Genomic DNA, 14,953 nt, shown 5'->3' on the forward strand with positions numbered 1-14,953 from the left:
CGACAGGCTGACGATGTTGCCCGCCACCGCCTCCGCCTGCTCGCGGATCGCGTCCATGGCCTTGGCGGTGTCGGACACCGCGCGCAGCCCCTGGCGCGAGGTCTGGGCGGTGGCCTGGGCGGTGGCGATCACCTCGGTGGCGCGCTTGGAGATCTGCGCCCCCGAATGGGTGATCTCGTCCACCGTGGCGGCCGTCTCCTGCACGGCGGCGAACTGCTGCTCGACCGAGGCCGCCTGCTCCTGCGCCGAGGCGCGGATCTCGGCCGCGGCCGCGTTCAGGTCCGCCGTCGCCGCCCGGTTCGTCCGCGCCAAGTCCGACAGACCCGAGACCATCGTGTTCAGCGTCGTGCTCAGACGGCCGACTTCGCCGCCGGCGCGGACGTCGAGCGTGCTCGACAGGTCGCCCTCGCCGACCCGTCCCACGAAGCCCATCACCGCCACGAGAGGCCTGACGACGAGGCGGTTGATGGCGACCCCGATGCCCAGGCAGATCAGCAGCGTGATCAGCGTTCCGCCCCAGAGGGCGAGGCCCTCGTTGCGCTCGCTCCGCGCGACGCGCTCGGCCAGCGCGGCCCGAACCGCTCCTTCGAGACCCTCGATGGCCGCGAGCTTCTCGCGGAAGGTGTCGAACAGCCGCTTGCCCTGACCGTCCGCCTCGATCTTGATCGCCTCGTCCCGCTTCGCCGGATCGGCCGCGATTCGCACGACGACCTCGCCGACCTCGGTCTGCCAGCTGCGGGCCGCGGCCACCGCGTCGGCCAAGAGGCGCGTCCGCTCGGGATCGTGGCCGATCAGGGTCCTGAGCCTGTCGATCGCCTCGTCCAGTGTCTGGCGCCCCATGCGGTAGGGCTCCAGGCTGCCGTCGCGGCCCGTGATCAGGTAGCCGCGCAGTCCGGTCTCCTGATTGAGCATGGCCGCGCGGAAGCCGTCGAGGGCGCGGATCAGCTGGTTGGACCGGCTCCGGGCATCGGTCGCGTCCCGCAGCTGATCGGCCGTGATCAGGACCGCGCCGCTGGTCAGGACCGACACCAGGGCGATGACACCGATCGCACCGCCCAGGATGCGGTTGAGGCCCAGCGTTTGCGGCATCGTCTGCTTCATCCTACGCGGCCCGGCGGACGGCTCTGGCTGAGCCGCGACCGGGGCGCGCTCGCCTCTTAGCGCCGCCGCCCGGCGGATGCGAGCCGCAGCGCCGGGTGCCGGTGCGATATTTACGAGTTGTAAACCGACGAGCGACTTGTACTTGTGCAAGCGAGCGATTGTGTATGCATCTAAATAGCGAGACCCGCAGTTTTCGATCGTAAAGGTTTCTCAGAGGGCGTTTGCGTCGCGCGAGATGTTGATTTCTTTCCTGATCGATACCGATCGCAAAGCGGATCCACTCGACGCGAACCTTCGCGCGCGAGCCCGCGTCGAGCAGCTCGACGTCGCGCTCCGCCTGGTTCCCTTCACGATTCTTGTGAGCCTCAGCGTCGTACAGGTCATCGTCTACCTGTTCTGGCAACCGGGCAACCGGGTCTACCTCGCCGGGCTCGAGGCGCTCGTCCTGCCCCTGGCGGTGGTCTCGCTTCAGCAGTGCTGGCGCTGGCGCTCCCGTCCGAAACCGCTCGAAGTGCCGTCCTCGTTCGTCCAGGGCGTGGTGCTGGCCGCCCAGGCCTACGGCCTCCTGCTCGCCTCCATCCCGGTCATGCTCTTCGCCGGGGCCGACGCGCACGGGCGGCTCCTGATCGCCTCCAGCATCGCGGGCCTGATCGCGACCGGCATGAGCGCGGCGGTGCTGCCCCGCGTCGCCATCGGCTATTCCGGCCTGATCATACTCGGCTCGTTCATCGCCCTCGCGACGACCGGGGAGCCCTTCTACATCTACGTCGCGGTCCTGCTGTTCTTCTACGCGATCTTCATCTGCTTCACGATCGTGCATCTCAGCCGGCTGTTGACGATGCGGGTCATCGCGCAGATCGAGCTGGAACGGCAGCAGGAATTCACCCACCTCCTGCTCAACGAGTTCGAGGAGAGCGCCAGCGACTGGCTCTGGGAAACGGATGCCGACCTGCGCCTCCAGCACGTCTCGCCGCGCCTGATCGAGGTTGCCGGCTCCTCCGAGCGCCAGCTGATGGGCCTGCCCCTGGAGCGGCTGCTGCTGCCGCCGGTGGCGCCGCCCAGGAGTCACTCGAGCACCACCCTGTGGGGCTGCATCGCCGAGCGGCGCGCCTTCCGGAACCTGCACCTGCAGCTCGACATCGCCGGCGAGCGGCGGACGTGGTGCCTCAGCGGCAAGCCGACCTTCAACCGGGCCGGTGCCTTCTCGGGCTATCGCGGCGTCGGCTCCGACGTGACCGAGAAGCGGCGCTCCGAGGAGCGGCTGTCGTATCTCGCCCTGCACGACTCCCTGACCGATCTGCCCAACCGGGTCCTGTTCCATCAGCTCCAGGAAACGGCGCGGGAACGGCTCGCGCAGGGGGACCGGTTCGCCGTGCTCGCCCTCGACCTCGACGAGTTCAAGAGCGTCAACGACACCTTCGGCCACGCGGCCGGCGACAGGCTCCTGAAATCGGTCGCCGAGCGGCTGCGGAGCTTCGAGGCGTCCGACGTCCAGCTCGCCCGTCTGGCGGGCGACGAGTTCGCGGTTCTCGCGACCGGACGGAGCGCCCGGGACCTGCACGGCATCGAGTCGCTCGCGAACGGCATCGTCGAGGCGCTCGCGTCGCCGTTCACCATCGACGGCATCCGGCTGTCCGTCAGCGTCAGCATCGGGATCGCGATCGCCCCACAGGACGGGTGCCAGGAGATCATGCGGCGGGCCGACCTCGCCCTCTACCGCATGAAGAGCGAGGGCCGGAACGGCTACCGCTTCTACGAAGCGGAGATGGACGAGCGGATCGAGGCGCGGCGCGCCCTGACGGCCGACCTGCGGGGCGCCCTCGATCGGGACGAGTTCGTCCTCTACTTCCAGCCGATCGTGGCGGCCAAGGAGTGCCGCGTGCGCGGCTTCGAGGCGCTGATCCGGTGGAAGCATCCGGTGCGCGGCTTCGTCTCGCCCGGCGAGTTCATCCCGCTCGCCGAGGAGACCGGGGTGATCATACCGCTGGGCGAGTGGATCCTCCGCGAGGCCTGTCGGATCGCGGCGGGCTGGCCGGGGGATGTCCGCATCGCCGTCAACCTGTCCCCGCGGCAGTTCCGGCACTCGGACCTGACGCAACTCGTCCGTTCCGCGCTGCGCACGAGCGGGCTCGCCGCGCCGCGCCTGGAGCTCGAGGTGACCGAATCGGTGTTCTTGGAGGCCACGCCGGCGATCAACGCCACGCTCGCCAAGCTCCGCGAGATGGGCGTGCGGCTGTCCCTCGACGATTTCGGAACCGGCTACTCGAGCTTGAGCTACCTGCGCCGGATCGCCTTCGACAAGATCAAGATCGACCAGAGCTTCGTCCGCGACCTGCCGCAGGAGCGGAGCGCTGCGGCGATCGTGAACGCGATCATCGACATGGCGACGAGCCTCGACATGACGATCACCGCGGAGGGCGTCGAGACGGATGCCCAGCGCGCCTGCCTGCTGGAGCAGGGGTGTCACGAGTTCCAGGGCTACCTGTTCAGCAAGCCGCTGCCGGCCGAGCAGGCCGCCGCGCTGGCGCGCAGCCGTCAACTGCTCCCGGCGGCGGTTCAGGCGGCGTGAGGCGCGGTCAGACGCCGAGCGGCGCGACGCCGGTCGTGCCGCTTGCGCCCGCGACGGCGTGCGGGGACGTCTTCGGCCAGTAGGGCAGGAAGCCCTCGATGATCGCCCGCGGAATATCGAGCGGGCGATAGTGGACGGTGTCCACGAACATCAGCGACTGCTCGCCCCGGCCGAGGAGGCCGTTCACCTCGCTGTGGATCTCGTGCGCCAGGGTCACGAACTTCCTGTTGTGGCTCGCGATCGAGATACGGACGGTGACCGGCTCGAACTCCATCGCCTCCCGGCGGAAGTCGTGCTGGAAGGACTTTGTCAGAATGTAGAAGTCCGTCGATTTCAGGTCGAAATCCGGCATGCAGATGTTGAAGAAAAGCTCGCGGGCCTTGCCCACCCAGCGCACGTAATTGGCGAAGTAGACGTTCCCGACCGAGTTGGTGTCGTCATAGGTTGGGATGAGGCGCAGGACGAACCAGTGCCCGTCGAACCCGTGCGATGCGACGGCGTCGGTCTGGTCCACCGCCACGGGCACCGGCGCCGCCCGCGGCGCCCGCTCCGCCGCCGGAATCAGCTCCGCGACCGGCGGCGGCGCGCGCCAGCCGAGGACCTCGGCGATCATCGGGAGTGCGCCGATCAGGCCGATCAGCGGCGCGATGGCCAGCAGCGCCCAGCTCGGGGCCAGATAGCCTGTCACGAAGATCAGGCACGCCGTCGCCCCGATCATGGAGGTGAGAACCGGGTCGTAGCGGCGGGTCGCGCCGAGCGTCTCGCACACGAGACACGCCGCCGCCCCGACGAGGAGCGTGGCGAAGGGCATCATCAGGTAGAGGAGCGAGAGGTTCGCCCAGATCGCCGCCGCCGCTGTGGCGAGCGCGGCACCGAGGATCCAGACCGGCGACGCCACGAGGCCGGCCGGCACGAAGGCGAGGAGTGGGGAATTGCTGCGAGCCGTGACCGAGATCCCGAGCCAGCGCGTGGCGCTGTAGAAGCTGTCGATCGTGGTCGCGGCGGCGATCGCCGTCCAGATCACGAAGGCCACCGCGACGCCGGTCGCGGGTTCGCGCCCGATCGCCTGCGCCACGGCCGCGTAGGCTCCCGACAGGCCGTCGGACGAGACGACCGGCATGCCGAGCCCCGCCCGCGCGGCGATGAGCGCGTTGATCGTCAGGAGACCGAGGAAGAGGAGCGCGCCGGTCACGTAGGCCGCGCGCACCGACCCGCCCGAGCGCCGGATCTCGACCGCCCGCTGCCACTGCTGGATGTCCATCCAGGGGCCGAGCAGGAAGCCGACCAGCGAGGGGACGACGAGCCCGTAGAAGCGCTCGTCGAAGGCCTGCAGCGGGACGTCCCAGCCGTCCCGCTGCGCGGACAGACCGCCGAGCAGGATCACGCTCGCGGCGAGCCCGACCGCCAGCGCCCCGCAATGAACGATGCGGATCCCGCGCAGCGGGACGGCATGGCCGAGCGAGCAGGCGACGAGGACCAATGCGATCACGCCCACGGCGGCGTCGTGGCCGAACAGGGGAAGCCACGCGTAGGCCGCGAAGCCGAAGATCGTGATCGCGACGGCGAAGAACTGGGCCCCCATGAACAGGAGCGCGTAGGGGCCCTGCACGGCGGCCACGATCGCGTCGAGATTCCGACGGGGCGCGCCGAGCATCCAGCCGAACAGGCCGAGACCGGTCGCGTTCGGCAAGGCGAAGGCAAGGAACCCGAGCCAGCCGTATGTCAGCGTGACATGGATCGCGTAGAAAAACCCGAGCCCCCAGAACCACGACAAAGCAATCGTGGGTGCCCAGGCCGCGGAGCGGATGAACTGGGAAGGCATTGTGGCTTCAAGCGCTCCGGACCTTAAGCTGCAATAGCGTATCAGATTCGTTTCGGGAATATGGCGAACCCAAAAGAAGGCGGATACAAGAAATTCAGTGAGGGAAAAGCATCGGGCTGCTCCGCCACGGCCGGCGATCCGAGGGGGGCGCGTGTCCTATAGGCACCCGCCACGGCGCCGAGGCCCGGGTGATCCGCCTAGTCGGCGAGCGTCTTCCGACCGTCGCGGACCAGATCGACGAAGTTGCAGACCAGGGCGGCTTTCGCGGGCGACCACAGCGCGAAGACGTCGGCGCGGATGCGGTGTCCCTCGAGCGGCCTGTAGACCACGTCGGCATGCGCCAGCCGGGCGACGTATTCCGGGATGATGGCGATGCCCAGGCCGGATGCGACGAGGCTCGTCAATGAGGCCGCCTCGACGGCCTGATGGGTGATGGTGGGGACGAACCCGGACTCGACGCAGCAATCCCAGAGATACTTGGCGAACAGCGAATCGGACATCCGGAGGAACACGAACCGCTCGTCGCGCAGGTCGGCGAGCCGGAGGCTGCCCCGCGCGAGACGGTGCCCCCTGGGAAGGACGACCTGCACGGTCTCGCTCCACGCGCGGACCCGGACCAGATCGGCATCCTGCGGCGGGGCTCGCAGGAAGCTGACGTCGGTCTGCCCCGCCTTCAGCATCGCGATCTGGCGATCCGGCGACATCTCGTGGATTCGGAGATCCACCGCGGGATAGACCTGCGCGAAATCCCGGATCGCGTGCCCGAGCGGCCCCGCGAGCATCGAGCCCGTCAGGCCGACATTGATGATGCCGGCGGTGCCCCCGCCGATCGCCCGGGCGCGCTCGACGGCCTCGGCGGCCCGCTCCAGGAGCCCGATCGCCTGAACGTGAAAGTCATGACCTGCCCGCGTCAGCGCCACGCGCCGGGTCGTCCGCTCGAAGAGAGCCGTCCCGATCTCCGCCTCCAGATCGCGGATCTGCTGGCTGAGCGGCGGCTGCGCGACACCGAGGCTCTCCGCGGCGGCGGTGAAGCTCAGGTGCTTCGCCACAGCGACGAAGTAGCGGAGATGGCGCAGTTCCATGGGCGGATTAAAACTCTGAGCGTTTCAAACTAAATGAAATAGATATTTGACGTCTAGATCGTTCGGCACGATTTTGCCGCCGGGAAGGCCGAGCAGGCATCGCTTTGCACAATGCCGCCGCGCCGCGCGGTCGGGCTCGACCGGACCCGCCCATGAGAGGCGGGACGATCGCGGTCGGATCGGGGCGAGCCTTCCGAGGGAGATCGCGATGAAGCGCTTGTACGGGTCGCTGTTCGGGCAGGTTGTGGCCGCCCTGATGATCGGCATCCTCGTCGGCCGGCTCTGGCCCGACTTCGCCGTCACCCTCAAGCCGCTGGGCGACGTCTTCATCAAGCTCATCAAGATGGTGGTCGCGCCGCTGGTCTTCGGCGTCGTCGTGCACGGCATCGTCGGCGCGGGCGACCTCCGGAAGGTCGGTCGCGTCGGGCTCAAGTCCCTGATCTACTTCGAGGTGGTGACGACCATCGCGCTCGCGCTGGGGCTCGTCCTCGCCTACGTCTTCGCGCCCGGTCACGGCATGAACGTCGATGTGGCGACCCTCGATGCCAAGTCGCTCACCAGCTACACCGACCGGGTCGGGCAGGTGACGGGCACCGTCGACTTCCTGATGAAGATCGTGCCGACGACCTTCATCGACGCCTTCGCCAAGGGCGACATCCTCCAGGTCCTGCTCCTCGCGATCCTGTTCGGGGCCGGCCTCTCGCTCCTCGGCGAGCGCGGCAAGCCCCTGGCCGACAGCCTGGAGCGCATCACCGAGGTCCTGTTCCGGATCATCGGCTTCATCGTGCGGCTGGCGCCGCTCGGCGTGCTGGGCGCGGTCGCCTTCACGGTCGGGAAGTACGGCGTCGGATCCCTGAAGCAGCTCAGCATGCTGGTGATGCTCTTCTACGCCGGCGTCGCGCTGTTCGTGGTCGTGGTGCTCGGCAGCATCATGCGGCTCGCGGGGTTCAGCCTCTTCAAGCTGCTCGCCTACCTGCGCGAAGAGTTGACCGTCGTCGCCGGCACCGCCTCGTCGGACTGCGTGCTGCCGCAGGTCATGCGCAAGCTGGAGCGGCTCGGCATCAAGGAATCCACCGTCGGCCTCGTGATCCCGACCGGCTACTCCTTCAACCTCGACGCCTTCTCGCTCTACCTGACGCTCGCCACCGTGTTCATCGCCCAGGCGACCAACACGGACCTGTCCTTCGGCCACCTGATGCTGATCCTCGGCATCGCGCTCCTGACCTCCAAGGGCGCCCACGGCGTGCCCGGCTCGGCGATCGTCGTCCTCGCCGCCACGCTGTCGGCGGTGCCGGAGATCCCGGTGATCGGGCTGGTCCTCGTCCTGTCGGTCGACTGGTTCGTCGGCATCGCCCGCGCCCTCGGGAACCTGATCGGCAATTGCGTGGCGACCGTCGTCATCGCCGCCTGGGAGGGCGACATCGACCGGGCGCGGGCCAACCGCGTCCTGAACGGCGAGGACACCACCGACACGGCGGAGATCCTCGAGGCACCCGTCGCCGAGCCGCGCACCGCGTGACCAGATCCCCGACAGACGTTTACAGCTTGAAATCGAATTCCGGAGACCGACCATGAGCGCTGGAGCCTACAACCCTCCGTGCGGTGGCCTACCCGGCCAGACGCGGCTGATGACCGGCCGCGCGGTGTTCACCGAGGCCTACGCGGTCATCCCCCACGGCGTGATGAGCGACATCGTCACCAGCCTCCTTCCGGGCTGGGACAGGACCCAGGCCTGGATCGTGGCCCGGCCGCTCTCGGGCTTCGCCGAGACCTTCGCCCAGTACCTCATGGAGGTCGCCCCCGGCGGCGGCAGCCAGGCCCCCGAGCCGGAGCCGCAGGCCCAGGGCGTCCTGTTCGTGGTCGCCGGCACGGCCAGCCTCACCCTGGAGGGCGCGCGCCACGCCCTGCGGCCGGGCAGCTACGCCTACCTCGCCCCCGGGGCGGCCTGGGCCCTGCGCAACGACGGCGACGCGCCCGTGCGGTTCCACTGGATCCGCAAGGCCTACCAGCCCGCCGCCGGCCTCGACGCGCCGACGTCCTTCGTCACCCACGAATCGGCGGTCGAGCCGGCCGGCATGGTCGGCACCGACGGCGCCTGGGCGACGACCCGCTTCGTCGCCTCCGACGACCTGCGCCACGACATGCACGTCAACATCGTCAGCATGCGCCCGGGCGCCTCGATCCCGTTCGAGGAGACCCACGTCATGGAGCACGGACTGTTCGTGCTGGAGGGCAAGGCGGTCTACCGGCTCAACCGCGACTGGGTCGAGGTCGAGGCGGGCGACTTCATGTGGCTGCGCGCCTTCTGCCCCCAGGCCTGCTACGCGGGCGGGCCGGGCCCGTTCCGGTACCTGCTGTACAAGGACGTCAACCGCCACCCGGCGCTGGCGCCGCGCGGGCTCGGCCGGTGAGCGCGGGCGCCCGCACTGTCGTCGCCCGGCCGCTGACGGCCGAGGCGTTCGCGCCGTTCGGCACGGTGATCGACGCCGCCGCGGTGGCGCCGCGGCCGATGAACGGCGGGATGGCGCGGCGCTTCCACGATCTGGCGGCGGTCGAGGTCGTGGGCGAGGGGTCGCGGGTGGTGATCGGTCTGGTCGAGGCGCAGCCCTACCCGGTGCCGCTGCGGCTCGGCCTGGTCGAGCGGCACCCGCTGGGCGCGCAGGCGTTCCTGCCGCTGAGCGCGGCGCCGTTCCTGGTGGTGGTCTGCCCGGACGCGGAGGGCCGTCCCGGCCCGCCCCAGGCCTTCGTGACGGCGCCGGGGCAGGGGGTCTGCTACGCGCGCAACACGTGGCACGGGGTGCTGACGCCCTACGGCCAGCCGCAGGACTTCGTCGTGGTCGACCGCGGCGGCCCGGGCGTGAACCTCGAGGAACACACCTTCGAGGAACCCTGGACGGTGCATCTGCCCGGCCGGGACTGAGGCCGAGCGCGCCATCCGCGCCGTCGCCGCGTCGCCACGGTCTCGCGCGGCCGGGGCCGCCTCCGGCCGCCCCGTATCAGCGGCGGCCGGATGCAATCATTCCCGGGGACGCGGCCGCGAAAGTCCGTTGACTGGCACCGGTCAGCGGCTATCGAGGCCGCAATCAGGAGTCCGCACCAACGCGGACCCGAGGAAACGCCGGGCCCCGCGCCCGCACCGGAAAGGCCGCCATGTCCCCGTACCGCACGCCCCTGTCCCGCCGCCGATTCCTGGCGACCGGCTCGACGGCCCTCATCGCCGGTACCGTGGCGGTACCGCACGTGGCGCGGGCGCAGAAGGCAGAATTCACGTACAAGTACGCCAACAACCTGCCCGACACGCATCCGATGAACATCCGCGCCCGCGAGATGGCGGAGGCGCTGCGTACGGAGACCGGCGGCCGGTTCGACCTCAAGATCTTCCCGACGAGCCAGCTCGGCTCCGACACCGACACGCTCAGCCAGCTGCGATCGGGCAGCGTCGAGTTCTTCACGATGTCGCCGCTGATCCTCTCGACGCTGGTGCCGAACGCGTCGATCAACGGTATCGGCTACGCCTTCCCGAGCTACGACGCCGTCTGGCCGGCCATGGACGGCGAGCTCGGCGCCTGGGTCCGCCAGCAGATCGCCAAGGCCGGCCTCGTCGCCATGGAGAAGATCTGGGACAACGGCTACCGCCAGACCACCTCGTCGACCAAGCCGATCGCCACGCCCGACGACTTCAAGGGCTTCCGGATCCGCGTCCCGGTCTCGCCGCTCTGGACCTCGATGTTCAAGGCCTTCGACGCGGCTCCCGCGTCGATCAACCTGAACGAGACCTACTCGGCCCTGCAGACCAAGATCGTCGAGGGCCAGGAGAACCCGCTGGCGGTGATCTCCACGACGAAGTTCTACGAGGTGCAGAAATACTGCTCGCTCACCAACCACATGTGGGACGGGTACTGGTTCCTGGCGAACCGCCGCGCCTGGGAGCGCCTGCCGGCGGACCTGCGCGAGACGGTGGCCCGCCACATCAACGCCGCCGGGATGAAGGAGCGGGCGGACGTCGCCCAGCTCAACGCAAACCTGCAGGCAGACCTGTCGAAGAACGGGATGGTCTTCAACAAGCCCGACCCGGAGCCCTTCCGCGACAAGCTGCGCAAGGCCGGTTTCTACGCCGAGTGGAAGAGCCGGTACGGCGACGAGGGCTGGTCGCTGCTCGAGAAGGCCTGCGGGAAGCTCACCTGATGAGCGCCGCGGGGGCGCCGCGCGGCGGGGTCGCGCCGTGCTCCCGGCGGGTGATGAATCTCGCCCATTTCCTGCGCCGCGCCGCGCGCCGGTTTCCGGACGCGGTGGGGCTCGCCTGGGGCGAGCGGCGCTGGACCTGGGCCGAGCTCGACGCCCGGGTCGACGCGATGGCGGCGGCGCTCGCCGCCCGTGGCGTGACCAAGGGTGATCGCGTCCTGGTCCAGGCGCGCAACAGCAACCAGCTGTTCGAGTCGATGTTCGTCTGCTTCCGGCTCGGGGCCGTCTGGGTGCCGGCCAATTTCCGGCAGACGCCTGCGGAGATCGCCTATCTTGCCCGTGCCAGCGGCGCCTCGACGCTGATCTGCGGCGCGGGTTTCCCGGAGCACGCCGCCGCGGTGCGCGAGGCCTGCCCGGATCTGGACCGCGTCGTGGCGATCGGCGACGCGGCCTTCGGGGCCGGCTACGACGCGCTCGTCGCCGACCATCTGAGCGCGGCCGCGCCCGTCGCCGATGTCGAGCACGACGATCCGTGCTGGTTCTTTTTCACCTCCGGCACCACGGGCCGCCCCAAGGCGGCGGTCCTGACCCACGGCCAGATGGCCTTCGTCATCACCAATCATCTCTGCGACCTGATGCCGGGCACGACGGAGGCCGACGCGTCCCTGGTCGTGGCGCCCCTCTCGCACGGCGCCGGCATCCACCAGCTCGCGCAGGTCGCGGCCGGCACCAAGACGGTGCTGACCGCCGGCGAGCGGCTCGATCCCGAGGAGGTCTGGGCTCTCATCGAGGCGTGGCGCGTCACGAACCTCTTCACCGTGCCGACCATCGTCAAGCTGCTGACTGAGCACCCCGCGGTGTCGACGCACGATCATTCCAGCCTGCGCCACGTCATCTACGCCGGGGCGCCGATGTACCGGGCGGACCAGCAGCACGCGCTGCGGGTGCTCGGGCCGGTGCTGGTGCAATACTTCGGCCTCGGCGAGGTGACGGGCAACATCACGGTGCTGCCGCCCCGCCTGCACGCGGCCGAGGACGGGCCGGACGTCAAGGTCGGCACCTGCGGATTCGAGCGCACCGGCATGCAGGTCCAGATCCAGGACATGCAGGGTCGCGAGTGCCCACCGGGCGTCACCGGCGAGATCTGCGTCTGCGGCCCGGCCGTGTTCGCGGGCTACTACGACAATCCGGAGGCCAACGCGGCGGCGTTCCGCGACGGCTGGTTCCGGACCGGCGATCTCGGCCATCTCGATTCCGAGGGCTTCCTGTTCATCACCGGCCGCGCCTCGGACATGTACATCTCCGGCGGCTCCAACGTGTATCCGCGCGAGATCGAGGAGAAGCTCCTCACGCATCCGGCGATCACCGAGGCCGCGATCCTCGGCGTCCCGGATCCCGGCTGGGGCGAGGTCGGCGTCGCGGTCTGCGTCGCGCGTCCCGGGGCCGCGGTGCAGGAGGGAGAGCTGATCGAGTGGCTGTCCGCGACCGTCGCCCGCTACAAGCTGCCTCGACGCGTGTTCTTCTGGGAGGCCCTGCCGAAATCCGGCTACGGCAAGGTGACGAAGCGCGCGATCCGCGAGGGACTTGAGGCGCGGGGCGACCTGCCCCTCGACGGGCAGGCGAGGCCGCAGGCCCGATAGGGCTGTCGCGATCCCATCCGGTTGATGCGGCATCCCGTCTTTGCGAGCAGAGCGAAGCAATCCAGTCAGCGCCACGATCTCAGTGGACGCGCCGCCCTGGATCGCTTCAATTCGCTCTCGAGGACGGCAGCGGCGGAATCGGCCTCCATAAGCGGGATGCAGTACAGGGAGCCGCGTCGACCTAAGGGGGTCCGACCGGTGGCAGACATTCCGATCGGAAAGTCGGGCCGGTCCACGCCCCTGCGCGTACATCATGATCTCGCTGCATGACAGCTCCGAGATGCAGACCCTGACATGTTCCCGGAGCTGCGCGCAGATTGCAGTGCAGCACGCCGGGCCCCCGCCCGGCCACGACCGGGATCTCGGCACGATGACCACCCTCGCGAATCTCGTCAGCCGGCTCGAGGGTGCAGTGCGGCGCGCCGCGGCCGAACGCTACGCCGAGCAGCGCGAGCGGATCGCGCGGACCGGCGGCGCGGGCATGATCTGATCGCGCGCGGCGCGTCCCCGCGGTGGAGATCGTCAGAGGAAGCCGATCGAGAACCAGGGGACGAGGATGATGGCGAGCAGCCCGATCAGCAGGGCCACGATGTAGCCGACGATCGGGCGCATCCCGGCATCGGGATGGATCCGGCTGATGGCGCAGGCGGCGTAATAGCCGACGCCGAAGGGCGGGGCGAACAGGCCGATGCCCATCGCGAGGATGACCACCATCGAATAGTGCACCTCGTGCACGCCCACCGCCCGGGCGATCGGGAACAGCAACGGCCCGAACAGCACGATCGCCGGTATGCCTTCCAGCACCGAGCCCAGGATGATGAAGGCGAAGGCCGAGACGAACAGGAACCCGAGCGCGCCGCCCGGAAGGCCCTTCATCACCACGGCCAGCGTCTCCGAGAAGCCCGACTGGGTGAGCGCCCAGGCCATCCCGGTGGCCGCGCCGATGATCAGCAGGATCGCGCCGGACAGGGCGGCGGTGGTCACCAGCATCGGGTAGAGCCGCCGCCACTCGAACTGGCGGTAGATCAGCAGGCCGGCCAGCGCCGCGTAGACGATGCCGATGGTCGAGACCTCGGTGGCGGTGGCGATTCCCTCGACCACGGCGAAGCGGATCACGAACGGCAGCGCCAGCGCCGGGATCGCCACCAGGAAGGCGCGGCCGATGGCGCGGCCGGACGGCCGGGCGACGTGGCTCAGGTCCTCGCGGCGGTAGCGCCACCAGACCAGCGCGCACAGCGTCGCGGCGAGCACGAGGCCCGGCATCAGGCCGCCGGTGAACAGCGCGGTGATCGACACGCCGGTGACCGAGCCGATGGTGATCAGCACGATCGAGGGCGGGATCGTCTCGGTCTGCGCGCCGGTGGTGGCGAGCAGGGCGACCAGATCGCCCTCCCTGGCGCCGCGGGCCTTCATCTCGGGAAACAGCACGGGCGCCACGGCGGCCATGTCGGCGGCCTTGGAGCCGGAGATGCCCGAGACGAGGTACATGGCCCCGACCAGCACGTAATGCAGGCCGCCGCGGACGTGACCGAGCAGCGAGGCCAGGAAGCCGACCATGGCTTTCGCCATGCCGGTCATCTCGATCAGCAGGCCGAGGAACACGAACAGCGGCACGGCGAGGAGGATGAGGTGGCTCATGCCCTCGTCCATGCGGCCGACCACCACCATGGACGGCGCGTCGGTGGTCAGCGTGATGTAGGCGAAGGTCGACAGGCCGAACGCGAAGGCGATCGGCACGCCGGAGAAGACCAGCGCGCCGACGCCGACGACGAAGAACAGCAGCAGGTTGAGGTTCCCGAGGTTGGCGAGCCACGGCTGCAGCGCCAGGAGCGCGGCGGCAACACCGCCCCCCAGGATCAGCGCCCCCACGGTCAGTTTCCAGTCGGCGGTCTCCAGGAGTCGGATCAGCGCCACGATCAGCATGAGGCCGAGGCCGATCGGCAGGGCGGCGGCGCGCCACGCGTTGTTCAGCTCCAGCGCCGGCGTCTGCACGAAGGTCTCCTCGCTGGCGAACTCGAAGGCCGGCTCCAGCAGCAGGGCGACGAAGATCAGGCCGGCGACCAGGGCGACCGTCTCCAGGAAGGCGCGCAGGCGCGGGCCGCTCATGGCCACGAAAGCGGTCATGCGCATGTGCTCGGCGCGCCGGAAGGCGACCACGGCGCCGAGCATGGCGAGCCACAGGAACAGGATCGAGGCGAGCTCGTCCGACCAGATGATGGGATCGCGGAACACGTAGCGGCTGACGACACCGCTGAGCAGCACCGCGATCTCGGCGAGGACGAGCAGTGCCGCCGGGATCTCCACGAGATGGCCGAGCCAGGCATCCACCCGGCGCAGCCAGCCCCGGGCGCGCAGCGGCGGTCCCGAAAATTCAATCCCCGCCGTCGACTCGACGGCCGCAACATCGATCTGCATGGCGCCCCTCCGTCGGGGCCGCTCCCGATGCCGCTGGCGGCGGGATCGGCCCCACATGCGTCTTCGCGTGTGTCTTGCGGTGCGTCTCGGCGCGCCTTCGTTCTCCGATACCGTTATCCGATCCTGCGGAAAACGGTCCCGG

The 14,953-nt window shown here is 69.6% G+C and carries 10 protein-coding genes; 6 read left to right on the top strand and 4 right to left on the bottom strand.

Translation table 11 applies throughout. The annotated features are described in order from the left end of the window. On the bottom strand, nucleotides 1–1,089 hold a 1,089-nt coding region (locus BM419_RS23370; RefSeq protein ID WP_091927846.1), incomplete at its 3' end, for a CHASE3 domain-containing protein. A 370-nt stretch (nucleotides 1,090–1,459) separates the two neighbouring features. Here BM419_RS23370 and BM419_RS23375 point away from each other — a divergent pair. After that, entirely contained in the window at nucleotides 1,460–3,670 is a 2,211-nt protein-coding gene (locus BM419_RS23375) for a putative bifunctional diguanylate cyclase/phosphodiesterase (RefSeq protein ID WP_244540837.1), read from the top strand. A 7-nt stretch (nucleotides 3,671–3,677) separates the two neighbouring features. On the opposite strand, the gene BM419_RS23380 is transcribed toward BM419_RS23375, so the two are convergent. Further along, entirely contained in the window at nucleotides 3,678–5,492 is a 1,815-nt protein-coding gene (locus BM419_RS23380) for an acyl-CoA thioesterase (RefSeq protein ID WP_091927800.1), read from the bottom strand. Between the two features lie 197 nt (nucleotides 5,493–5,689). Beyond that, nucleotides 5,690–6,574, bottom strand: a complete 885-nt coding sequence (locus BM419_RS23385) for a LysR family transcriptional regulator (RefSeq protein ID WP_091927801.1) — start codon at nucleotides 6,572–6,574, stop codon at nucleotides 5,690–5,692. Nucleotides 6,575–6,782: 208 nt separating this feature from the next. Between BM419_RS23385 and BM419_RS23390 the strand changes: the two genes are divergently transcribed. From BM419_RS23390 to BM419_RS23410, 5 genes are all read left to right on the top strand, one after another. Further along, nucleotides 6,783–8,093 carry a dicarboxylate/amino acid:cation symporter gene (locus BM419_RS23390; RefSeq protein WP_091927802.1) on the top strand — a complete coding sequence of 437 codons (1,311 nt, stop codon included), beginning with the start codon at nucleotides 6,783–6,785 and terminating at the stop codon, nucleotides 8,091–8,093. 52 nt (nucleotides 8,094–8,145) lie between these two features. Next, a complete protein-coding gene (locus BM419_RS23395) occupies nucleotides 8,146–8,985 on the top strand; it encodes a bifunctional allantoicase/(S)-ureidoglycine aminohydrolase (protein WP_091927803.1) in 840 nt (279 codons plus the stop codon). Beyond that, complete coding sequence (locus tag BM419_RS23400) at nucleotides 8,982–9,494, top strand: ureidoglycolate lyase (RefSeq protein WP_091927804.1); 513 nt, start codon at nucleotides 8,982–8,984, stop codon at nucleotides 9,492–9,494. Before BM419_RS23395 ends, BM419_RS23400 begins: the two co-directional genes overlap by 4 nt. Nucleotides 9,495–9,724: 230 nt before the next feature. Further along, entirely contained in the window at nucleotides 9,725–10,759 is a 1,035-nt protein-coding gene (locus BM419_RS23405; RefSeq protein WP_091927805.1) for a TRAP transporter substrate-binding protein, read from the top strand. Beyond that, nucleotides 10,759–12,396, top strand: a complete 1,638-nt coding sequence (locus BM419_RS23410; RefSeq protein WP_091927806.1) for an acyl-CoA synthetase — start codon at nucleotides 10,759–10,761, stop codon at nucleotides 12,394–12,396. The genes BM419_RS23405 and BM419_RS23410 overlap by 1 nt, the downstream gene beginning before the upstream one ends. Before the next feature lie 522 nt (nucleotides 12,397–12,918). Here the strand turns inward: BM419_RS23410 and BM419_RS23415 are convergent. Beyond that, on the bottom strand, nucleotides 12,919–14,811 hold the full coding sequence (locus tag BM419_RS23415; protein ID WP_091927807.1) for a TRAP transporter large permease: 1,893 nt from the start codon (nucleotides 14,809–14,811) through the stop codon (nucleotides 12,919–12,921). Nucleotides 14,812–14,953 lie beyond the last annotated feature (142 nt).

It is taken from the genome of Methylobacterium sp. yr668 (assembly GCF_900116245.1).
Taxonomy (GTDB): Bacteria; Pseudomonadota; Alphaproteobacteria; order Rhizobiales; family Beijerinckiaceae; genus Methylobacterium.